Here is a 19,555-nt window from a genome sequence, read left to right as displayed (position 1 = left end):
GGCATGGCGGCGGATCTGATCGATGCGAAGATCGCGGGGCTCGGCGATTGGCGCGGAGCGACGCTGACGAAGCTGCGCGCGCTGATCCACGCCGCCGATCCCGACGTCGAGGAAGTGGTGAAGTGGCAGAAGCCGTCGAACCCGTCGGGCGTCCCGGTGTGGGAGCATGCGGGCATCCTGTGCACGGGCGAGACGTATAAGGACAAGGTCAAGCTGACCTTTGCCAAGGGCGCAGCGCTTGCCGATCCGAAGGGGCTGTTCAATTCGAGCCTCGACGGCAATACGCGGCGTGCGATCGATTTGTTCGAGGGCGACAGCGTCGATGAGGCGGCGTTCAAGGCGCTGGTTCGCGCCGCGGTCGAGGCGAATCTCGAGAAGCCGGCGAAAGCGAAAAAGTAGCGCGAAACAGGGGCGGCATAGGCCTGCCGCATCTCGCTCCGTCGGCTGCCGGTCGTGTCGCGGCAATGATCGCCGGCTAGGCCGCCCTGCAGAATCCGGGTTCGCCATCGGGCAAGGGCCAGCGGCCGCGCACGATATGGCGCGCCTCGCCGGTCGCGCTTTCGACAAGCAGCATCTCCGCGGCGGTCCATTCGACCGGATCGATCGCTTCGGCGCCAAGCCCGTCGCCGCGATAGTTGATCGTGACGTGAAGCTCTGGCGGCAGGTTGAACCATTTGAAATCATGCCGGTGCAAATATTCGGCAAGCTGCCGCTGGAATTCCCACGCGGCCGTAAGCGGTGTGGAACTTCGCAGCATCGTCGCCTTCCGGCATTCGATCCGGTCGAACCGCACAGGGAAGGCGCCGGCGCCGAAATCGTCCAGCCCGCGGATCACCAGTTCGAGGAAGCCGGCGGGGGCTTCGGCCAGATCGACGAATGTCGCGAGCGTCATATGCAGCAGATCGACCCCGCGGCGCCGGTCGTTTCGAGGCAGGGCATCGATGCGCGCTGCGATGTCGGCCGGCGGCTTGACCATCAGATAGAGGGGACGTCGTGCGAAAATCCTGCGTGGCATGATCGGTTCCTCTTGATGTCGAATCGACAGAGTGGAGAAGGATCATGCCATTAGAACAAATAGCGAACAAATTCCAGTGCGGTCGGGCGGCACGCGGTTGAAGGTTCGCGCCGGGCGGCGCGGGTCGGGCGCGACCTTCACTTCGCGGGTTCACGCGGCTTCATATGCCACATCGCATTGACGATGATCCAGCGCTCGCCGAACTTGCCCATGTGAAAATAGTCGACGAACCACGGGGTTTCGACGCGGACCGCCGCGGCGTTGCCCGCGACGTCGAGGATCCTGCACGACCGGTTCCACTCGGCACGCGGGGTCTTGAGTGCGCCACCTTTGGTAAGGTCGACGAGTTCCTCGCGGCTCATGCGCTGGAGGCCGAGCCGCTCGTCGGGCGTGTCGCCGAGCACGCGGCGCTTGGCGAGGTCGGGGTGGAGCGCGCGCTTGACGCGCTCGGGATCGCCCTCGAGCTGGCCGTCGACATAGTCGAAACACGTCGCCTCGATCGCCGCGAGGTCGGCGGGGGATGCGGTGGGTACGGGCGTTGCGGTCGCGGCGGCGAGGGTGAGCAGGGTCGTCAGCATGGCGGCTCCCGATGGGAATGGTACGCTCAGCCTAGCGCGCTTAGCGCCCCTGTCACTCTCCTTCGTGTCACCCGCCGCAGCTAGCGGCAGCGCACATTGTCGCGGTCGATCGCGGTGCCGACCGCCGCGCCGCCGACCGCGCCAAGGATCGTGCCGAGCGTTTCGGAGCGGCCCGGTGCGATGACGTTGCCGATCACCGCGCCGGCAATGCCGCCGACGATGAGCCCGGTCGAACCGTCGTTGCGGCGGCAATAATATTTGTCGTCGCGGCCGCGATAGACGCGGTCGTTGTTCGACAGGCGGCGTTCGCGATAGCGGCGATCGGTGCGATAATATTGGTCGGGATAATAGCCACCGTGGCGCGGGTCAGGGCGGTCGTAATCATAGCGGCCATACTGGTCGTAATAGGCGCGGTCGTAATAGCCGTAACCGCCATCGTCGTAATTCGAGGCGTAACCGTCGCCGGTGGTGGCACAGCCCGCCAGCGCGGTCGCGGCGGCGAGGGGCAGGATCATCAGCTTGTTCATCGACATCACTCCATCAAGGTCGCGTGCCGGGCCAAGCGGGCGGGGCATGCTTTGCCCCTCTGCCGGGATAAACCCTCAGGAGCGGGGGTGGGTTCCGCCCATCCTTCCGCTCAGGGCGCGGGCTAATCGGCGGTCTTCGCGCGATCGGGCGACCAGGGGACGGGTTCGAGCGTGCGTACCGCGACCGATTCGACATATTTGCCGTCGCGCGCCGCGGTTTCCTTCTTGATCGCGATCCATTCGGGGTCGGCGAGGAAGGCCGTCCACGCGGCGTCCATCGCGCTGACGTCGGGCCAGTCGAGGAGATAGACGAACTCGACCTTGTCTTCATGCTCGCTGCGCCAGATCGAGCGGACCGCAAAACCGTGGCGCGCCATGATGCGCAGCGCATGATCGCGGAACCGGTCGTGGAACACGCCCTCGTTGGCGCGCGGGATTTCGTAGATGCGAAGCTGTTGCAGCGGCGCGGGGTGGTCGGCGGCGAGCGCGACGGTGACCGGCGCAAGCGCGAGGATCGCAGCGATGGCGATGGCAGGAATGGAGGACGGCATGGCGGCTTCCTTGACGGGGGAGGAACGGGTCAGTCGATAATCGGCGCGCCCTCGGCCTGCAACCGCGCGAGATTGTCCTTCATCGCCTGCAGTATTTCGGGCGGGTGCGGTTCCCACTCGGCCACCTCGCCGACGATGCGCAGCGGGAAACGCGAGCGATAACTGCGCGTCGGGTTTCCGGGGAATTTCTTGTCGGTGAGGTTGGGGTCGTCGAACCAGTCGCCGGTGGGTTCGACGATATAGATGCGCTCGCGCCCGTCCCCCGCCGCCAGCTCGCAGCCCCAGATCGCAGATTCGAGCGCGGCGGAGAAATAGATCCACGACATCGGCGCGGCCTGATAATTGCTGCCCCAGCCGACCGCGAGCAGGTCGCCGGTTTTCAGGTCGGCGCGGGTGCCGTGGTAGAAGGTCGCGCCCATATCGGGGCCGGTGGGTGCGGTATCGGCCATCGGGTCAATATGCGTTGCGTTCGGTGCGGAGTGCGGCCTTGCCGTCCTTCCAGTTCACTTCGGCGGCGGGTTCGTCGGCCTTGCCGGGTGCGAACAGTTCATAGACGATCGTGCCGTCGTCCTGCGTGCTTTCGATGACGCGCGCCGGGGTGAAGGCGTCGGCCGCACCGCCGGCGGCGGCACGCACCGGGGCGGGCGCGTCGGCCCACGCGATATCGCGCTGCATCTCGACGACGCGGTATTTTCCCGCTTCCTCGATCAGGTCGAGCTCGACCGGGCTGCCGTCGGGGCGCGTCCCCTCGACGTCATAGAAGAGCTTGCCGTCCCGTTCCTTGCGTTCGGCCTCGGCGATTTTCATGCCGGGCACTTTGGCGAGCACCGCATCGCGCACGCCGGGCGGCAGGTCGGCTTCGGCGACCGTGCTGATCTCGGCCGCGGGCCCATCGGCGAGCACCGATTTTTCGGATGCTGCGCCAGATGCTTCGGTGGGAGCCTCTGCCTTGCCGCATCCCGCAATTGCGAGCAGCGCGCCCGCGATCAGCCACGTCCGTCCACGCATTATGCTCTCCCGTCTCTGGTAACCGATGTCAGCCTATCGGCGACGAACGCGCGAGTCGACCCGGTGCGGCGCGAAGCTCATTCGACATCGTCCGACGGATCGAGCCGCACTGTCCATTGCGGCTGCCCATGTGGCGACAAAGTGATGTCGTGCGAGGGGACCATGTCGGCCCCGGTCTCGATCCAGCCGCGCCCGTCGCACTTGGGGCAGGGCACGCGGATCGAGCGGTGGCTGATCAGGTCGATCTGGCTGTTCCACTGGCCATGGCCGCTGCAGACCGGGCAGAGCACGTCCAGATCGCCCGTGCGGTGGCGGACCGAAATGCCGTCGAGCGCGTGCGGGTCGTGCGGGCCGGAACAAGTGACGATGTTCGAGGCGTGGGACATGGGGGGAGGATAGGCCGGGGGGCGGCGGTTTGGCAATGCAGGGCGATTCAGGGCCGTCGCACCTTTCGACTTCAACCGGGCATCACGCCCTTCCCGGCCGGAACATCGGCGTCAGGACCGGCGAGGTTCCGGCCTGGATCTCGCCGATGATTTCGAAGCCGAAGCGCTGGTAGAGCGGTATATTGCGCGGGTTCGAGCTTTCGAGATAGGCGGGGCGGCCGTCGGCGTCGATGCGCGCGATCGCCGCTTCCATCAGCGCGGTGCCGAGGCCGCGGCCGCGATACGCCGGATCGGCGGCGATCAGCGGCAGATACCAGTGCGGCTCCTTCAGGTGGAATTGCTCCCTCTGTTCGTAGAGCGCGTCCATCTCGCCCATCCGGCTGTCCGGCGTCTGCTCGTCCATGATCGCGGCCATAAGCGCGCCGTCGGGCGCGACGCCGGGCGGCAGCCATGTCGCGACCGCCGCGCCGTCGTCGGCGACGAAAGCGCTATCATGCTCGAACGCCGCGCCGCCGAAGGCATCGAAAAATTCAAGCCGGCGGTCGAGATAGGTCGCGGCGTCGGGCGAGGCCCAGCGCGCCATCGGGTCGCCCGAAAAGCCGAGCACCAGCGTATGGAGCAAGCGGGCCTTGTCCGCGGGTTTGCCGATCGTGACCCTTGCCATGTCTCGCGCTTCCTTTCCTGCCGCCTCCTTCGTGCCGCGCCGCGCTCAGCCGCCGGGTGGCGTCAGGGCCCAGCATCCGTGCTCGATATGCGTGGTCTTCCCCACAACGCTTTCGACCAGCAATATTTCCCGAACCGTCCATTCGATCGGCGGCATTTTCTCGGCGTTGAGGCGGTCGCCGCGATAGTTGATCGTGATGTGCGGTTCGGGTGTGGTGCCGTCCATGATCGGCGCCTTTTCGCGCAGCAGATGGTTCACCAGCGCCTTTTGAAACGCCCGCGCCTCGGCCAGCGGATCGCGCGTGCGCAGCGTCACCGCCTTGCGGTTCTCGATCCGGTCGAAGCGGAGCGGGAAAGGCGGCGCGGCGAAGCCGTCCAGCGCGGCGATGGTCGCGGGCAACCACTCGGGCGGCGCATAATGGAGGTCGTAGAGCGAGATGAGCGTGACATGGAGGAGGTGCGGCCCGCGCGAAGGATCGTTGCGCGGCAGCGCGGCGATCGCCGCCTGCACCTCCGGCGGCGGCTTGGCCATGACGTAGAGGGGGCTTCGGGCGCGCATGGGTGGGAATGTAGCATGGTGTGGGGGCTAGGTGGACTGTCGACGCTTCGTTCGGGCCGGAAACTGGGGATTTGGGAAATCGATTCTGTAATCCCGGGTTGAGGTCCAACCCTATCTATTCGATACCGAGGAAACGGCGCTGCTTTTTATCGAGATCGGTAAAATGCCGACCCAACGCTTCTTCAATCGCACTGACTAGAGCCGCGCGTTTCATTGTTGAGACTTCGTGCACCAGTTCGCTGTGATTTGCTGCGCCTTTGTAAGCCTGCAGATACCCGGACGAGAGAGCATCTAGGAAACCGCCCAGCCTTGGTAGGGTTACCCTTTTTTGTAGAAGCGCATCGACGCTTCCAAAGCCTGCAATCTTCGCCCCGATATTTTGAAGGCATTTGTCGCTTATCCGGAGTTCGTAATTTCCGGACTGCGACGGCGCTATTTCCATTCCAAGGAATTCGGCCGCTTCCTCGGGTTTATAGACCCTAGTTTTGGAATTTTTCGCTCCGATAATACCAATGGACAGGCTTAGCTTATCAAGTTCATCTCGAAGAAATTTATCAAAGGCAGAACATTCTTCTTCGCTATCAAAAAAAGCAATTATATCATCTACATATCTTATGGCGTTGTAGCCATGCTTTTCCAGGGTTTTGTCCAAATCTCTAAGTATCAACCCAGCAAAATATGGGGATAGAGGCATCCCCTGGCGGACGCCCTTTCCAGAGAAAATTCCCGACTTCTCAATGATTTTCTTCCAATCAGGGTCAAATCCATCTTCAATTTCTGTATGTACAAACGAAATTATCAACTTGTGGAGAGATCGCTGCGGAATTATTTTCGATGATCGCTCAACAATAATATCTCTAGGTATATTGTCGAAAAACTTCTCTATATCAGCCTTGTAAACCCACTTGTGCGCGTTCCGGAATCGAATTGACTGGACTCGTGCATCGCCAACGGTTCGGTTGGAATTTCTTATTAGACCATAACTAATTGAGTTAAGGAGGCCGCGTCTCTCAAGGGCGGGCCTTATTTCATTGAGAATTGCAAATTGAACGATTCGATCGGCCAACGTTGGGACGCAAATAATGCGATTCCCGCCAGTATCTTTCGGCTTAGCGATAGCCAAAAGACCTTTAGGTTTAAAGTTCCCTCGAATCCTCTCCCGGATCTGATGAAACTCCGAAGCGATGTTTTCTTGAAATTTCTTGCCCGATTTTCGGTCAATGCCGAAACAGGACTTTCTGAGGCGCCGCCCCTCATATCGCCAGACAATTTCGAGACTTGTTCTCGAAAATGCATTGTCCAAGGCGTTAGCCATCTAGTTGCCGCCAGCCTTACCTAATCGCCCCATGCTGGCGGGTATCCAGGAGCCGAGCCTCCGCATTCGGAGAACCGGCATTTGCCACGTGCCCGAAGCTGCGGGATACGGCCACGAAGGCGCGTTTCGCCGAAACTTCGACCTGACTCTGAGCAAATCCTGCTGCCAGATTCAGGCTACACCATAGCATAAGCGCCGCTATCACCACAAGGCCGCGACGGAACAAACCGTGAACACGACTCTGCGCTTCGCCAGCGCTTGGCTTCCGCGCACAATGCGCGGGATTTTCCGCCCGCCCTCGAGAAAGCCTGTTCCAGAAATGTGGGCAGTCCTCGTAGGTTCGGGTGGCGATACGAGGCATTTTGCACTTCCTTTCGTCTAGGCAAGGCCGAGCCTCCGCATTCGGAGAACCGGCATTTGCCACGTGCCCGAAGCTGCGGGATACGGCCACGAAGGCGCGTTTCGCCGAAACTTCGACCTGACTACAGAAAGCGGCTTTCCACTTCTGAAGGCAAACCCAACTGGGGGTCGTTAGCCGAGGATGAAGATGGGGTAATCGCAGCAACTTTGCAAGTGGTCCCCAGTACTGCCCGCCAACAATGCCCTCGCACTACTTAGTCGTGCTCCCGTCCACCAGCGCCCATGTAAAGCTCGCTCCCCGTTTCCTTAAACAGCTCGCTCATCTCGGCCATGCCCTTCTCGGCTTCCTCCACCGCGATGAAGTTTTCGGCGGGCTGGTTCTGCTTGGCCGCGAATTCGCGCACTTCCTGGCTGATCTTCATCGAGCAGAATTTGGGGCCGCACATGCTGCAGAAATGCGCGGTTTTGGCGCCTTCCGCGGGCAAGGTCTGGTCGTGATATTGCTCCGCCGTGTCGGGGTCGAGCGACAGGTTGAACTGGTCGCGCCAGCGGAATTCGAAGCGCGCTTTCGATAGCGCGTCGTCGCGGACCTGCGCGGCGGGGTGGCCCTTCGCAAGGTCGGCAGCGTGAGCGGCGAGCTTGTAGGTGACGACGCCGACCTTCACATCGTCGCGGTCGGGCAGGCCGAGATGCTCCTTGGGCGTGACGTAGCAAAGCATCGCGGTGCCGTACCAGCCGATCTGCGCGGCGCCGATGCCGCTGGTGATATGGTCGTAGCCCGGCGCGATGTCGGTGGTGAGCGGCCCGAGCGTGTAGAAGGGCGCCTCGCCGCACGCTTCGAGCTGCTTTTCCATATTCTCCTTGATCTTGTGCATCGGGACGTGGCCCGGCCCCTCGATCATCACCTGCACATCCTGCGCCCAGGCGCGCTTGGTGAGCTCGCCGAGCGTGTAGAGCTCGGCGAACTGCGCCTCGTCGTTCGCGTCGTAGATGCTGCCGGGGCGGAGGCCGTCGCCGAGGCTGTAGGCGACGTCATAGGCCTTCATGATCTCGGTAATCTCGTCGAAGCGTTCGTAGAGGAAGCTTTCCTTGTGATGCGCGAGGCACCATTTCGCCATGATGCTGCCGCCGCGCGACACGATGCCGGTCATGCGCTTCGCCGCGAGGGGGACGTAGGGCAGGCGGACCCCGGCGTGGATGGTGAAATAGTCGACGCCCTGTTCGGCCTGTTCGATCAGCGTGTCGGCGAAGATTTCCCACGTCAGGTCCTCGGCGACGCCGCCGACTTTCTCCAGCGCCTGATAGATGGGGACGGTGCCGATCGGGACGGGCGAGTTGCGGATGATCCATTCGCGCGTGTCGTGGATGTTCCGGCCGGTCGACAGGTCCATGACGGTGTCGGCGCCCCAACGGATCGACCAGACCATCTTGTCGACCTCGGCCGCGACGTCGGATGCGACCGCGCTGTTGCCGATATTGGCATTGATCTTGACGAGGAAGTTGCGGCCGATCGCCATCGGTTCGGATTCGGGGTGGTTGATGTTGCTGGGGATGATCGCGCGGCCGCGGGCGACCTCGTCGCGGACGAATTCGGGGGTGACATAGTCGGGGATGCTCGCGCCGAAGCTTTCGCCGTCGCGCTTATATTCGGCGAGGCGCGCGCGGCCGAGATTTTCGCGCTCGGCGACATATTCCATCTCGGGCGTGATGATGCCGCGGCGGGCGTAGTGCATCTGGCTGACGTTCTGCCCCGGCTTGGCGCGGAGGACCTGGCGGCGGACGTTGGGGAAGGCGGGGACGCCGCCGCTACGGTCGGGGCCGAGCTGGCCATTATCCTCGGGCTTCACCTCGCGCTGGGTGACCTCCTCGACGTCGCCGCGACCGCGGATCCACTCAGCGCGGATTTCGGCGAGGCCGGCGTTGATGTCGATCGTCGCATTGGCGTCGGTGTAAGGGCCGCTGGTGTCATAGACGCGGACGGGAGGCTCGCCCGAATGCGGGTCGAGGTCGATCTCGCGCATCGCGACGCGGATGCCGCTGCCGGTCTGCGTCGCGACGTGGATCTTGCGGCTGCCACGAATGGGTCCGGTGGTGACGCCGATGGCGCCTAACGTTCCGGGGAGGGCGTCGCGCTTGTCGAGGCGGGAATCGATGTCGGCCATGTGCAGTCGCTCCATTATATCGGAGCGAGAATGGGGATTCCGATTGTGGAATACCGACCCTCCCTCCGCCGGTATTAGCCGGATCAGGTTCAACGGGTCGCGGTCTATTCCGCTCTCAACCGGCCATCACAGACGCGGCTCCCCGGGGATGGGGAGGGTTATAGGCGCGGGCGATGGGAGAGGCCATCCCCAATCTCGTCATTCCCGCGAAAGCGGGGACCCAGTTCAACGACAGCTCGCTGGGTTCCCGCGTTCGCGGGAATGACGAAGGGAGGTTGGCGGCGCGTCAGCGCGGGCGTAGTGATGGCAAAGAGGGAGGTGCTTATGCGGATCATGGCAGCGGCGTTGGCGGCATTGCTGATCGCGGCGAGCCCGGCGGCGACGGTCGCGGATCTCGGCTGGCTCGCGGGGGACTGGGTGAGCGAGGCGGACGGGCGCTGGACCGAGGAGAGCTGGGCGCCCCCGCGCGGCGGGGTGATGCTCGGGCACAGCCGGTCGGGGCGCGGCGAAGCGTTGCGCGAGTTCGAGTTCATCCGCATCGCGGCGGGCGCCGATGGCGCGCTCGCCTATATCGCGATGCCGCAGGGCGGTGAGCCAGTCGCGTTTGCCCTCGTGCGGCACGACAAGACGAGCGCGACCTTCGAGAACGCCGCGCATGATTATCCGCAGCGTATCGCCTATGCCCGGTCCGGCGACACGCTGACCGCGACGATCTCGGCGATCGACGGGTCGAAGCCGCGCCGCTGGACCTATCGGCGTCGCTGATGGACAAGACGGGACGGTTGTTCGCGATCATCGACAGCCTGCGCCGACGGCGGCGGCCGGTGACCGCCGAGATACTCGCCGAGGAACAGGGCGTGTCGGTGCGCACGCTGTACCGCGACGTGCAGGCTCTGGTGGCGCTCGGCGCGCCGATCGAGGGTGAGGCGGGGGTCGGCTATGTGCTGCGCGCGGGCTTTTTCCTGCCGCCCTTGATGTTCACCGCCGACGAGCTGGAGGCGCTCGTGCTCGGCGCGCGCTGGGTCGAGGGGCGGCAGGACGGCAGCCTGTCGCGCGCGGCGGGACTGGCGCTCGCGAAGATCGCGGCGGCGAGCCCCGACGAATTGAAGCACCGGATCGACGAGGCGGGGCTGTGGCCGGTGAGCAGCGGGTGGCGCGAGATCAATGCGCCCCTCTTGGCGACGGTGCGCGCGGCGATGCGCGCCGAAAAGACGCTGCACATCGACTATGCCGACGCGAGCGGCGCGGCGACCGAGCGCGCGATCTGGCCCGCGGCGCTCGCCTATTTCGAAGAGAAGCATATCATCGCCGCCTGGTGCCTGCTGCGCCAGGATTTCCGCAGCTTTCGCATCGACCGCGTGACCTCGGCGCGGATCGGCGACGAGGGGTTCGGGCGGCGCCGCGCGGTGCTGATGGCCGATTTCTGGCGCCACCGCGACTATTCCGAACAGCCTGCTGACATGATCTGTCAGGAGACCCGGCTAAACCCTGCTGCGTGAAGGGCGGCCGGCGATCGGCGTCCGAAAGGCCAAGGATTTTCAGCGATGACCCAGACCTATCACGGCTCGTGCCACTGCGGCGCGGTCAAGTTCGAAGCCGACATCGACCTCGCGGCGGGGACGGGCAAGTGCAATTGCTCGATCTGCACCAAGAAGCGCGGTTGGAACGCGCAGATCAAGCCCGACGCCTTTCGCCTGCTCAGCGATCCCGCCGCGCTGTCCGACTATCAGTTCGGGTCGAACAGCGCGCATCATGTCTTTTGCAAGACGTGCGGCGTGGCGTCGTTCGGGCATGGCTATGTCGAGGAAATCGGGGGCGCCTATTATTCGGTGTCGATCGCGTGCCTCGACGACCTCGAGCCCGCCGAGATGGCGGCGCTGCCGGTGATGTTTATGGACGGCGCGGGCAACAATTGGTGGAACCCGCCAGAGGTCACCGCGCATATGTGAGATGTCCCGGGGAGCGGAGGTTTTCCTCCCCCCGACTCGTCATTCCCGCGAAAGCGGGAACCCAGGTGCGACGTCAGCTCGCTGGGCCCCGCTTTCGCGGGAATGACGAATTAAGGAATGATGCGGCGGCAGCTTCCGGTCGAAAGCGGCCTTCAGCTCGTGCGCCGCGCGAGGTACACGCCCACGACCATCAGCGCGATCCCCGCGATGCGCTTGGCGTCGATCGCCGAGCGCATCGCGCCGAACAGGCCGAAATGATCGATCGTCGCGGCGCTGATCAGCTGGCCGACGAGCACGAAGAAGATCGCGTTGCCGACCCCGAAGCGCGGCGCGATGAAGGTGACCGAGATGGCGTAAAAGGCCATGAACGCCCCGCCGAAGTAGAAATGCGCCGGAATGTCGGGCGACAGCCGTACCTGTCCGAGCGAACCGGTGGCGAGCGCGCCCGTGACCGCGATGAGCAGCCCGAGGGTGAAGAGGATCACCGACGCCGCCATCGGGCTTTCGAGTCGCGCACCGAGCCCGCCGTTCAACGCGGCGAGGATCGGGATACCGACCCCGGTCAGGAACATGATCGTAGCGAAGGCGGGGGCGGCATTGTTCGCGGTCATCGCTGGGTCTCCTTGGCGGCCTCGGCAGCGCGATAGGCGAGGATGGGCCATCCGCCTAATCCCCAATTGGCGGTCCCGGCCGCGTCGATCGTCACGACGGTGGCCCCCAGCCCGGCATGGCGGGAAAGCCGGGCAGCGCGGCGATCCTATGCGTCCAGGCGTCGATTGCGGGCCAGCCGGCGAGGTCGATCCCCGCATCGCCCATCAGCGCGAGGTACGGACTCGCCGCAAGGTCGGCGATCGTGAGCCGGCCACCGACGAGCCAGTCGCGGTGCGCCAGATGCGCCTCGATCACGGGCAGAAACCGCGCGGTGATCGCCGCGGCATGATCCTCGGGAATCGATATGCCGAACCGCCGCGCGAGGCGGAGCGCGGCGGGGCCGTTCGCGATCTCGTTCGCGGCGTGCGACAGCCAGAGGGCAATCTCTCCGCGTTCCTCGGGCGTCTGGCCGTCCCACACGCCCGCGCGGTGGCGCGCGGCGAGGCAGGTCAGGATCGCCTGGCTGTCGCGCAGCGTGACATCGCCTTCGATGAACAGCGGGATCTGCGCCATCGGGGTGAGCGCGCGAAAGGCGTCCGACTGGCGTGCGGCGGCGTCGGTCAACCGTTCTTCCCACGGCAGGCCAAGGAAGGCGAGCGCCATGCGGACCTTGTGGGTGTTGCCCGACAGGGGGGTGCCGTAGAGGGTGATCATTGAGGGGTGTTCCTTTTCCTTTTGTCCGACTTGCGTCGGACCCGCACCAGCCCGCTCCCCCACCCGACCTCCCCAACAGTTTATCGTCATGGGAGGTCGGGTGGGGAAGCGGGCTGGTGCGGCATTGAACGAAGCGCCGCGATTTCGGCGCGCAGCTGGTTGATCTCGGCCGCCATCGGGCGCACCGCGGCGGAAATCTCGGCTTCGGTGAAGCGCGGCGTGATGTGCTGCGAGCAATTCCATTCCCAGCCGATGACATCGATGAAGAAGGCGCGCTCGGGGGTCGCGCGATAGCCCTCGGGCATCAATGCGGTGACCGCGGCGGGATCGTCGGCGAGCTCGACACTCACCGCATGGCCGACGAGTTTGAGCCGGTCCTTGTTCGGATAGTCCATCAGGAACAACGAGACGCGGTTGTTGCCGGCAAGGTTGGCGGTGCTGATATATTGGCGGTTGCCGCGATAGTCGGCGAAACCGATGCGATTGCCCGCGATGTGGCGCAGAAAGCCCGCGGGGCCGCCGCGATGCTGCATATAGGGCCAGCCGTCGGCAGTGACGCTCGCCATGTAAAAGCTGTCGCGCAGCGCGATATAGTCGAGCTCCTTGGCGGTCAGCGCGTCGGGGGTGCCGTCGGCCCCGGCGTCCATCTTGATATAGGCGGCGCGCGAGCCATGGCGTTCCTGCACCGCCTTCACCGCGTCGCTAAACAGCGTGTGCCGATAATTTTGCGCCATGGGCCGTTTCCTTTCGGTGAGCGGTCTAGGCTGTTGCGTCGTTCGTGATAATGAGTGAAGATCGAACAAGTTAATTCCGGAAACTGGAATAATCATGGACCGGTTGCTCACGCTCGAAATGTTCGTCGCGGTCGCGACCGAGGGCGGTTTTGCCGCCGCGGCGCGCAAGCTCGGCAGCTCGCCGCCCGCGGTGACGCGCGGAATCGCGGCGCTCGAGGCGCGGCTGGGAACGAGCCTGTTCCACCGCTCGACGCGTGCGGTCGCGCTGACCGATGCGGGCGCGGCGTTTCTGGAGCAGGCGCGCCGCATCCTTGCCGATCTCGCAGGCGCCGAGCGCGAAATCCGCGGCGCCGTGGCCGAACCGCGGGGGCAGCTGCATGTGACAGCGCCGGTGATGTTCGGGCGGCTGCATGTACTGCCCGTCGTCGGCGAACTGATGGCGCTGCACCGCGAGCTGTCGGCGCGGATGATGCTGATCGACCGCAATGTGCGGATCGTCGAGGAGGGGATCGACGTCGCGGTGCGCATCGGTCCGCTGGCGGACTCCGGGTTGAAGGCGGTGCGCATCGGCTGGGTGCGCCAGATGCTCGTCGCGAGCCCCGCCTATCTGGCGCGACGCGGCGCGCCGGCGCGCGTGGCGGAGCTGGCGGGGCATGATGTGATCGCAGCGATGGGGCCGCGCGCCGCGGGCGAATGGCAATTCGTATCGGGACGCTGGCGCGTCGAACCGCGCCCGCGGCTGGTGCTCAACACCGTCGATGGCATTTTGGCGGCGGCCGAGGCGGGGCTGGGGATCGCCAATCTCTTGAGTTACCAGCTCGCCGCGGCGGTCGATGCGGGGCGGTTGATCGCGCTGCTCGCCGGCGAGCAGCCGCCCGCGCTGCCGGTGCATCTGTTGTTCGAACCGTCGCGCGCGGGGCTGCCCGCGGTGCGGCTGTTCATCGCGGCGATGAAGGCGCGGATGCGAATGGTGGGGCTGGTTTGAGGGTGGGGTCTGGCGGGCGGCGGCTGAGGCAGGCTATTTCGCGGCCGGCGCTGCGGGGTCGTAGGACGAAACATGGTTCATCGCGATCACCCAGCGGCCGTCGATCTTGCGAAACAGACGGGTGTTGATCCCTTCTTGCGACCGCTCGGGCCGCGCGAGATGATAGTGGCTGATGAGCAGCGCGGCGTCGGGCGCGAGGATGTCGATGCTGATGTCATAGAAATGGAGCGTGCCGCGCCGCCCGGGTGAGCCGCCATAGTCGCGGACATAATGGTCGAGCGTGCCCTGCCACCCGTCCTGGATCTTGCCGCCCGAGACGAAGGTCACCCCGGGGTTCCAGAAGCCCGCCATATAGCCGGTAAAATCGCTGCGGTTCCACGCCGCCTCCATATCGGCCACGACCTTCAGGATCGCCGCCTTCTCCGCCGCATCGTCGGCGCGTGCCGGAGTTGTGGCGCCGAACAGCAGCAGCGCCGCCAGCAGCATCCTTATCCACTTCGTCATGGGATCTCTCTCCTCAGGGTTTGCGCAGGAACAGCGGATGTTCGGGCAGGCGCGAGCGATCGACGATCTTCCCGCCCGCGATCACCGTCTCGACCTTTTCGATATTGCGAATGTCGGCGAGCGGGTCGTCCTTCAGCAGGACGAGGTCGGCGATCTTGCCGGGCTCGATCGTGCCGAGGTCGGCGCTCATGCGCGCGGCGGCGGCGCCATGTTTGGTGCCCGCGACGATCGCCTCCATCGGGGTCATGCCGAGTTCGACGAGCCCCTCGATCGCGCGGATCGTGCCGATCCCCGGCTCGGCCTCATCGCCCTTGGGCACGCGGCGGAATTCGGGAGCGTCGCCATAGAAGCTGTCGGTCGCCGGGGTGACCCGGCATCCCGCCTTGATCAGCCGTTCGGCGTTGCGGCGCTGCACGTCCTGATTGTCGTCCATCATTTCGAGCCGCCGCCAGCGTTCGGCGCTGGTCGTCGCGGGCGGCATCTTCGCGATCTTCGCCTCCAGTTCTGCGCGCTTGGCGAGATGCTTTTTTCGATAGTCGCCGGTGATGTAATTCGACCGGATCCCGCACAGCACATCCTTCTTCACGATCAGCGCGATGAGATCGTCGGGCAGGTCGCGGCTCGTCAGCTCGGGATGCTGGATCAGGTCGATCCCCGCTTCGACTGCGAGCGTCAGTCCTTCCGAACTGGTGGCGTGCGTCTCGACCGGCTTGCCGCGCTTGTGGGCTTCCTCGACGATCACCGCCTGCTGGCGCGGCGAAAAGCCGATCAGCGCGGGGCGCAGGAAATGGCTGGTGCCGCCATATTTGATGAAGTCGACCCCCTTGTCGAGATAGCGGTTCATCGCGACGCGCAGCTCGTCGGGCGTCATGTCCATGATCTCTTCGCCCATGTCCTGCGCGAGCAGGTCGTTCCATTTCTCCTGGAACAGCGACAGGTCCGAATCCTTGGTGAGCGAGAAGGTCAGCGAGAAGGGCCCGCCCCAGCCGAGGATGTTGCCCGCTGCCTTGAGCCTCGCGCCGACGACTTCGCCACGGTCGATACGGTCGCGCACCGTCAGGATCGGCGGCAAGACGCCATAGCTGTCGCGCATCGTCGTCACGCCATAGGTCAGCGCGCGCTGCGCGAATTCGAGCGCGAGTTCCTCGCCGCGGTCGGCATATTTCAGCGACGTGTCGCGTCGCGCCGGCTGGCCATAGACCGAGACATGGACATTGCTGTCGATGAAGCCGGGCAGCAGATAGCGACCGCGGCCGTCGATGACTTGCGCCCCCGCCGTGTCGGCACCGCCCTTGGCGATCGAAACGATCCGGCCCTTTTCGACGACGACGGTCATGCCCGGCTTCGGCGGGGCGCCCGTCCCGTCGATCAGCGTGACGCCGGTGATGGCGATCCGCCCCCCGGCAGGCGCCTCCGCGCGAGTCGCCGCCGGGACGAAAAGCGCGGAAAACATCAGAAACATGCCGGCAAAAGCGGTTCTAAGACAGTTTGTTGCGGTCAAGCGACCCTCCCCGGAAACATGTGGCATTGACTCTTCGAAGATTGAGTATATCGTATTTCGTATACAGTAATAGCAAAAAGGGGTCCTGATGCTGTACCGCGAGGAATTAGCGACGCGTGGCGCCGCCGCTTTTTCGCGGATGGCCGCTCACGCGCCAAGGCTATCCTATCAGACTCAAATGCCCGGAGCCCGCAAGGGCATTCCGGCGGCCACCGATCACCGCCCCGCGCGCGATGAAGGGACGTGTTTCCCCTTCGATCCCGCTGCCAGCGAGGGCGCCCAAAGCTCCGACATGTTCACCGTTCAGCCAGCCGGGTCGCGGCGCGAAAAATCGCGCCTGTCCCGGACAAAAAATGAGGCCTGAGCGGCGTCCGGGGAAGTGTGCAGGAGAACGACGTCGCCCGCCGGTCGGCGGGCGGCACAAGCGAAATCAACGACAGGCCAAAGGCCGTACACAGGGAGCGTCCATATGTCTTACGATCGAATCAATCCGCAGGTCCGTTTTCGCCGCATACTTCTTGCCACCAGCCTGTTGTCCACCATCCTGCTGCCCGGCGTCGCATCCGCGCAGGATGTTGCGGCCGACGAAACCGCCGCTGAAGCGCCGACCGACATCATCGTGACGGGGTCGCGCCTGCAGCGCACCGACCTGACCGCGCCGAGCCCGATCACGGTCGTCGGACAGGAAGATGTCCAGCTGTCGGGCAACCTCACGCTCGAAAAGACGATGAACGAATTCCCGCAGCTCGCCTCGGGCAATACCTCGACCGTCAACAACGGCGGCGGCGCGGGCGTGCTCACCGCGAACCTGCGCGGGCTGGGCGAAACGCGCACGCTGACGCTGGTCAACGGTCGCCGCTTCATTCCGGCGAACTCGAACGGCTCGGTCGACTTGACCAGCATCCCCGACGCGCTGATCAAGCGGGTCGAGGTGATCACCGGCGGTGCGTCGGCGGTCTATGGTTCGGACGCAATCGCGGGCGCGGTGAACTTCATCCTCGACGACAGCTTCGAAGGCCTGCAGATGTCGGCGCAGGCCGGCATTTCGGACCGCGGCGACGCCGCGTCGAAAAAGATCGACATCACCTTCGGCGCCGACCTCGGCGGCGGCCGCGGCAACGTCGCGATTTCGGGCGCCTGGGCAAAACAGGATCCGATCACGCAGGCCGACCGTCCGTTCGGCCGGGTTCCGCTCGCCGAAATCAACGGCCAGCTCGTCTATTCGGGTTCGGGCAACATCCCGGGCACTCGCGTCCCGCTCAGCCAGGCGCAGCGCAATGCGCTGGTCGGCGTCAACTTGACGCCGAGCGGCCCCTGCACCTCGATCACCGGCATCCGCTTCGGCGCCGGCGGCACCCCGCTGCCCTATTGCCAGCCCGAGGACACCTATAATTACGCGCCGTTCAACCTGCTCCAGCGTCCGCTCGAACGCATCAATTTCTCGGCGCTGGCGCATTATGACGTCACCGACCATATCACCGCCTATGCCGAAGCCTTCTTCGTCAACGCGCGCAACAATTCGAAGCTGGCACCCGACAGTTTCACGCCGGTAACGCCCGGCGCGGCGTCGTCGACGCTGCTCGTGCCGAACTATGCGACCAGTGCCAGCCTGTCGCCCGCAGTGCGCGATTTCTTCATCAACAATCGCGCGCTGTTCGATGCCGATGGTGACGGCACCGCAGCTGTGGTCGGCGGCGGCCGGCGCGCCGACGAACTCGGCACGCGCGACAGCTTCTTCGAACGCCAGTCCTATGCGATCACCACCGGCCTGCGCGGCGATTTCGACGTCGGCAAGCATAGCTGGCGCTGGGATGCTTTCTATCAATATCTGCGCAACCGCACCGATACCCGGGCCGAAGGCGTGATCAACCAGACGCGCCTCAGCCTTGGGCTCGATTCGATCGTCAACGGTTCGGGCCAGGTCGTTTGCAGGTCGGGAGTTCCGGGCTGCGTCCCCGTCTCGATCTTCGGCCTCGGTTCGATTTCCCCCCAAGCCGGCGTCTATCTGACGCCGCCGCGTACGAGCCACGACATCTTCGAACGCCAGGTCGCCGGCGCCTCGCTGAGCGGCACGTTGTTCGACCTGCCCGCGGGGCCGGTCGCGGTGGCGGTGGGCGTCGAATATCGCAAGGACAGCTATCAGTCGACGCCGAGCGCGATGGACCTCAACAAGGAATATGGCGCCGCGTCGAACAACGCGCTGTCGGGTTCGTTCGACGTGAAGGAAATCTTCGGCGAAATCCGCATCCCGATCCTGTCGGACACGCCCTTCTTCGACACGCTCGCGATCGAAGGGGCGGCGCGCTATTCGGACTATTCGACCGTCGGCGGGGTCTTCACCTGGAAAGCGGGTGGCGAATGGGCGCCGGTCAGCTGGGTCCGCATTCGCGGTGCGTATAACAGCGCGATCCGCGCGCCGAACATCAACGAGCTATTTTCGGCCGTGGGTCAGGGCTTCACCGGGGGCACCGATCCGTGCGCGCGTCCGAACCTGACCGGCACCGACCCACGCAGCCAACAGCTGCGCGACTTCTGCGTCGCGCAGGGCGTTCCTGCGGGCGACATCGCGACCTTCACGCAGGCGACGTTGGGGCTGACGCAGGAAACGGGCGGCAATCCCAACCTGACCGAAGAAAAGTCGAAGACCTACACGATCGGTGCGGTGATCTCGCCGCCGTTCATCCCGCGCCTCAACATCACCGTCGACTATTTCAATGTCGAGGTGAAGGGCGCGATCACGACGATCAACGCGCAGCAGACGTTGAACGACTGCTACACGGGTCTCAACGCGAACAGCCCGACCTGCCGGTCGGTCTTCCGCCTCTCCAGCGGCCAGATCGACTATGTCCGCACCAACCAGAATAATATCGGTGCGCTCAAGGTCCGCGGTCTCGACGTACAGGGCGATTACACCATCCCGCTTCCCGCGGCGCTCGGTGACGATGCCCAGCTGCGCCTGACCGGTGTTGCGAGCTGGCTGTTCGAACGCTCGACGCAGGTGCTCAGCACCGTCGCCCCGCAGGATTGCGCCGGCTTCTATGGCGCGGGCTGTTCGACCGGCACCGGCGGGTTTATCGTTCCGGACTTCAAGCTGAATCTTGGCGCCGCCTACACCAGCGGTCCGCTGAGCATCCGCGGTCAGGCCCGAATGATCGGCGGCCTCAAAGTGTTCCCGACGGTCACCACCACCAATATCAAGACGGCCCCGGCCACCTGGTATTTCGACCTGACCAGCACCTTCGAGATCAACGACAACTTCACCTTCTTCGCCGGCGTCGACAATCTGCTCGACAAGATGCCGCCGATCCTCGGCACCACTTTCGTCGGCGACGCCAACGTCGACGTGTCGCTCTACGACACGCTCGGCCGGCGCTATTTCGCCGGTGTCCGGATGAAGTTCTAAAAAGTTGCTCCCGGCCGGCGGCGCGTCACTGCTCCGCCGGCCTTTCTTTT

The 19,555-nt window shown here is 64.7% G+C and carries 23 protein-coding genes and 1 riboswitch; of the genes, 7 read left to right on the top strand and 16 right to left on the bottom strand.

Translation table 11 applies throughout. The annotated features are described in order from the left end of the window. Nucleotides 1–3: 3 nt before the first annotated feature. Nucleotides 4–399 (top strand): DUF1801 domain-containing protein, encoded by a 396-nt coding sequence (locus tag J2X38_RS16945; RefSeq protein ID WP_310255706.1) that lies wholly within the window; start codon nucleotides 4–6, stop codon nucleotides 397–399. 76 nt (nucleotides 400–475) lie between these two features. Here the strand turns inward: J2X38_RS16945 and J2X38_RS16940 are convergent, their stop codons facing one another. The 11 genes from J2X38_RS16940 to thiC form a co-directional block, all read right to left on the bottom strand. Next, nucleotides 476–1,015, bottom strand: coding sequence for a 2'-5' RNA ligase family protein (locus J2X38_RS16940; protein WP_310255704.1), 540 nt, complete (start codon nucleotides 1,013–1,015; stop codon nucleotides 476–478). Between the two features lie 137 nt (nucleotides 1,016–1,152). Continuing rightward, on the bottom strand, nucleotides 1,153–1,593 hold the full coding sequence (locus tag J2X38_RS16935) for a nuclear transport factor 2 family protein (protein ID WP_310255702.1): 441 nt from the start codon (nucleotides 1,591–1,593) through the stop codon (nucleotides 1,153–1,155). Nucleotides 1,594–1,673: 80 nt separating this feature from the next. Then, on the bottom strand, nucleotides 1,674–2,120 hold the full coding sequence (locus J2X38_RS16930) for a glycine zipper 2TM domain-containing protein (RefSeq protein ID WP_310255700.1): 447 nt from the start codon (nucleotides 2,118–2,120) through the stop codon (nucleotides 1,674–1,676). Between the two features lie 122 nt (nucleotides 2,121–2,242). After that, nucleotides 2,243–2,671, bottom strand: coding sequence for an NIPSNAP family protein (locus tag J2X38_RS16925; RefSeq protein ID WP_310255698.1), 429 nt, complete (start codon nucleotides 2,669–2,671; stop codon nucleotides 2,243–2,245). 29 nt (nucleotides 2,672–2,700) lie between these two features. Beyond that, nucleotides 2,701–3,120, bottom strand: coding sequence for an NAD(+)--rifampin ADP-ribosyltransferase (arr, locus tag J2X38_RS16920; RefSeq protein WP_310255696.1), 420 nt, complete (start codon nucleotides 3,118–3,120; stop codon nucleotides 2,701–2,703). A gap of 4 nt (nucleotides 3,121–3,124) precedes the next feature. After that, nucleotides 3,125–3,679 (bottom strand): hypothetical protein, encoded by a 555-nt coding sequence (locus tag J2X38_RS16915; protein ID WP_310255694.1) that lies wholly within the window; start codon nucleotides 3,677–3,679, stop codon nucleotides 3,125–3,127. 77 nt (nucleotides 3,680–3,756) lie between these two features. Next, nucleotides 3,757–4,065 (bottom strand): hypothetical protein, encoded by a 309-nt coding sequence (locus J2X38_RS16910; protein ID WP_310255692.1) that lies wholly within the window; start codon nucleotides 4,063–4,065, stop codon nucleotides 3,757–3,759. Between the two features lie 82 nt (nucleotides 4,066–4,147). Continuing rightward, nucleotides 4,148–4,729 (bottom strand): N-acetyltransferase, encoded by a 582-nt coding sequence (locus J2X38_RS16905; protein WP_310255690.1) that lies wholly within the window; start codon nucleotides 4,727–4,729, stop codon nucleotides 4,148–4,150. A 45-nt stretch (nucleotides 4,730–4,774) separates the two neighbouring features. After that, nucleotides 4,775–5,260: a 2'-5' RNA ligase family protein gene (locus tag J2X38_RS16900; protein ID WP_310255688.1), complete on the bottom strand. Its 486-nt coding sequence runs from the start codon at nucleotides 5,258–5,260 to the stop codon at nucleotides 4,775–4,777. 142 nt (nucleotides 5,261–5,402) lie between these two features. After that, nucleotides 5,403–6,602, bottom strand: coding sequence for a reverse transcriptase domain-containing protein (locus J2X38_RS16895; protein WP_310255687.1), 1,200 nt, complete (start codon nucleotides 6,600–6,602; stop codon nucleotides 5,403–5,405). A gap of 614 nt (nucleotides 6,603–7,216) precedes the next feature. Continuing rightward, nucleotides 7,217–9,124, bottom strand: a complete 1,908-nt coding sequence (thiC, locus tag J2X38_RS16890) for a phosphomethylpyrimidine synthase ThiC (RefSeq protein WP_310255685.1) — start codon at nucleotides 9,122–9,124, stop codon at nucleotides 7,217–7,219. A 43-nt stretch (nucleotides 9,125–9,167) separates the two neighbouring features. Continuing rightward, a riboswitch (TPP riboswitch) is annotated at nucleotides 9,168–9,279 on the bottom strand. A 169-nt stretch (nucleotides 9,280–9,448) separates the two neighbouring features. Here thiC and J2X38_RS16885 point away from each other — a divergent pair. Genes J2X38_RS16885 through J2X38_RS16875 form a run of 3 tightly spaced genes read left to right on the top strand, consistent with a single transcriptional unit; the run spans nucleotide 9,449 to nucleotide 11,073 of the window. Beyond that, on the top strand, nucleotides 9,449–9,889 hold the full coding sequence (locus J2X38_RS16885; RefSeq protein WP_310255683.1) for a DUF6265 family protein: 441 nt from the start codon (nucleotides 9,449–9,451) through the stop codon (nucleotides 9,887–9,889). Further along, a complete protein-coding gene (locus tag J2X38_RS16880; RefSeq protein WP_310255681.1) occupies nucleotides 9,889–10,623 on the top strand; it encodes a YafY family protein in 735 nt (244 codons plus the stop codon). Before J2X38_RS16885 ends, J2X38_RS16880 begins: the two co-directional genes overlap by 1 nt. Before the next feature lie 45 nt (nucleotides 10,624–10,668). Then, nucleotides 10,669–11,073, top strand: a complete 405-nt coding sequence (locus J2X38_RS16875) for a GFA family protein (RefSeq protein ID WP_310255680.1) — start codon at nucleotides 10,669–10,671, stop codon at nucleotides 11,071–11,073. Nucleotides 11,074–11,225: 152 nt separating this feature from the next. On the opposite strand, the gene J2X38_RS16870 is transcribed toward J2X38_RS16875, so the two are convergent. The 3 genes from J2X38_RS16870 to J2X38_RS16860 all read right to left on the bottom strand — a co-directional run bounded on the left by J2X38_RS16870 (nucleotide 11,226) and on the right by J2X38_RS16860 (nucleotide 13,112). Next, nucleotides 11,226–11,684, bottom strand: a complete 459-nt coding sequence (locus J2X38_RS16870) for a DMT family transporter (protein ID WP_310255678.1) — start codon at nucleotides 11,682–11,684, stop codon at nucleotides 11,226–11,228. A gap of 91 nt (nucleotides 11,685–11,775) precedes the next feature. Then, the gene (locus J2X38_RS16865; RefSeq protein ID WP_310255675.1) at nucleotides 11,776–12,378 is read right to left on the bottom strand and encodes a glutathione S-transferase N-terminal domain-containing protein; all 603 of its coding nucleotides are present in this window, start codon (nucleotides 12,376–12,378) and stop codon (nucleotides 11,776–11,778) included. A gap of 86 nt (nucleotides 12,379–12,464) precedes the next feature. After that, complete coding sequence (locus tag J2X38_RS16860; RefSeq protein WP_058537496.1) at nucleotides 12,465–13,112, bottom strand: pyridoxamine 5'-phosphate oxidase family protein; 648 nt, start codon at nucleotides 13,110–13,112, stop codon at nucleotides 12,465–12,467. Between the two features lie 94 nt (nucleotides 13,113–13,206). On the opposite strand from J2X38_RS16860, the gene J2X38_RS16855 reads away from it, so the two are divergent. Next, the gene (locus J2X38_RS16855; protein WP_310255673.1) at nucleotides 13,207–14,097 is read left to right on the top strand and encodes a LysR family transcriptional regulator; all 891 of its coding nucleotides are present in this window, start codon (nucleotides 13,207–13,209) and stop codon (nucleotides 14,095–14,097) included. Nucleotides 14,098–14,130: 33 nt separating this feature from the next. Here the strand turns inward: J2X38_RS16855 and J2X38_RS16850 are convergent, their stop codons facing one another. Beyond that, the gene (locus J2X38_RS16850; protein WP_310255671.1) at nucleotides 14,131–14,601 is read right to left on the bottom strand and encodes a nuclear transport factor 2 family protein; all 471 of its coding nucleotides are present in this window, start codon (nucleotides 14,599–14,601) and stop codon (nucleotides 14,131–14,133) included. 13 nt (nucleotides 14,602–14,614) lie between these two features. Next, nucleotides 14,615–16,054 carry an amidohydrolase family protein gene (locus J2X38_RS16845; protein ID WP_310255670.1) on the bottom strand — a complete coding sequence of 480 codons (1,440 nt, stop codon included), beginning with the start codon at nucleotides 16,052–16,054 and terminating at the stop codon, nucleotides 14,615–14,617. Between the two features lie 136 nt (nucleotides 16,055–16,190). Here J2X38_RS16845 and J2X38_RS16840 point away from each other — a divergent pair, with 136 nt between their 5' ends. Beyond that, complete coding sequence (locus tag J2X38_RS16840) at nucleotides 16,191–16,466, top strand: hypothetical protein (protein WP_156419723.1); 276 nt, start codon at nucleotides 16,191–16,193, stop codon at nucleotides 16,464–16,466. A 105-nt stretch (nucleotides 16,467–16,571) separates the two neighbouring features. Continuing rightward, the gene (locus J2X38_RS16835) at nucleotides 16,572–19,505 is read left to right on the top strand and encodes a TonB-dependent receptor domain-containing protein (RefSeq protein WP_310255668.1); all 2,934 of its coding nucleotides are present in this window, start codon (nucleotides 16,572–16,574) and stop codon (nucleotides 19,503–19,505) included. The last annotated feature ends 50 nt before the right edge of the window (nucleotides 19,506–19,555 follow it).

The sequence above is a fragment of the Sphingopyxis sp. BE235 genome (assembly GCF_031457175.1).
Lineage (GTDB): Bacteria > Pseudomonadota > Alphaproteobacteria > Sphingomonadales > Sphingomonadaceae > Sphingopyxis.
This window is presented reverse-complemented; position numbering and strand designations above follow the sequence as displayed.

Bases quoted from the DNA above. Each gene is read 5' to 3' on its own strand.
- J2X38_RS16925 (WP_310255698.1), bottom strand. From the start codon at position 2,671: ATGCCGTCCTCCATTCCTGCCATCGCCATCGCTGCGATCCTCGCGCTT.
- J2X38_RS16840 (WP_156419723.1), top strand. From the start codon at position 16,191: ATGCTGTACCGCGAGGAATTAGCGACGCGTGGCGCCGCCGCTTTTTCG.
- J2X38_RS16910 (WP_310255692.1), bottom strand. From the start codon at position 4,065: ATGTCCCACGCCTCGAACATCGTCACTTGTTCCGGCCCGCACGACCCG.
- J2X38_RS16885 (WP_310255683.1), top strand. From the start codon at position 9,449: ATGCGGATCATGGCAGCGGCGTTGGCGGCATTGCTGATCGCGGCGAGC.
- J2X38_RS16895 (WP_310255687.1), bottom strand. From the start codon at position 6,602: ATGGCTAACGCCTTGGACAATGCATTTTCGAGAACAAGTCTCGAAATT.
- J2X38_RS16845 (WP_310255670.1), bottom strand. From the start codon at position 16,054: ATGTTTTCCGCGCTTTTCGTCCCGGCGGCGACTCGCGCGGAGGCGCCT.
- J2X38_RS16855 (WP_310255673.1), top strand. From the start codon at position 13,207: ATGGACCGGTTGCTCACGCTCGAAATGTTCGTCGCGGTCGCGACCGAG.
- J2X38_RS16870 (WP_310255678.1), bottom strand. From the start codon at position 11,684: ATGACCGCGAACAATGCCGCCCCCGCCTTCGCTACGATCATGTTCCTG.
- J2X38_RS16940 (WP_310255704.1), bottom strand. From the start codon at position 1,015: ATGCCACGCAGGATTTTCGCACGACGTCCCCTCTATCTGATGGTCAAG.
- J2X38_RS16905 (WP_310255690.1), bottom strand. From the start codon at position 4,729: ATGGCAAGGGTCACGATCGGCAAACCCGCGGACAAGGCCCGCTTGCTC.
- J2X38_RS16915 (WP_310255694.1), bottom strand. From the start codon at position 3,679: ATGCGTGGACGGACGTGGCTGATCGCGGGCGCGCTGCTCGCAATTGCG.
- thiC (WP_310255685.1), bottom strand. From the start codon at position 9,124: ATGGCCGACATCGATTCCCGCCTCGACAAGCGCGACGCCCTCCCCGGA.
- J2X38_RS16875 (WP_310255680.1), top strand. From the start codon at position 10,669: ATGACCCAGACCTATCACGGCTCGTGCCACTGCGGCGCGGTCAAGTTC.
- arr (WP_310255696.1), bottom strand. From the start codon at position 3,120: ATGGCCGATACCGCACCCACCGGCCCCGATATGGGCGCGACCTTCTAC.
- J2X38_RS16835 (WP_310255668.1), top strand. From the start codon at position 16,572: ATGTCTTACGATCGAATCAATCCGCAGGTCCGTTTTCGCCGCATACTT.
- J2X38_RS16860 (WP_058537496.1), bottom strand. From the start codon at position 13,112: ATGGCGCAAAATTATCGGCACACGCTGTTTAGCGACGCGGTGAAGGCG.
- J2X38_RS16850 (WP_310255671.1), bottom strand. From the start codon at position 14,601: ATGACGAAGTGGATAAGGATGCTGCTGGCGGCGCTGCTGCTGTTCGGC.
- J2X38_RS16935 (WP_310255702.1), bottom strand. From the start codon at position 1,593: ATGCTGACGACCCTGCTCACCCTCGCCGCCGCGACCGCAACGCCCGTA.
- J2X38_RS16865 (WP_310255675.1), bottom strand. From the start codon at position 12,378: ATGATCACCCTCTACGGCACCCCCCTGTCGGGCAACACCCACAAGGTC.
- J2X38_RS16930 (WP_310255700.1), bottom strand. From the start codon at position 2,120: ATGAACAAGCTGATGATCCTGCCCCTCGCCGCCGCGACCGCGCTGGCG.
- J2X38_RS16900 (WP_310255688.1), bottom strand. From the start codon at position 5,260: ATGGCCAAGCCGCCGCCGGAGGTGCAGGCGGCGATCGCCGCGCTGCCG.
- J2X38_RS16945 (WP_310255706.1), top strand. From the start codon at position 4: ATGGCGGCGGATCTGATCGATGCGAAGATCGCGGGGCTCGGCGATTGG.
- J2X38_RS16880 (WP_310255681.1), top strand. From the start codon at position 9,889: ATGGACAAGACGGGACGGTTGTTCGCGATCATCGACAGCCTGCGCCGA.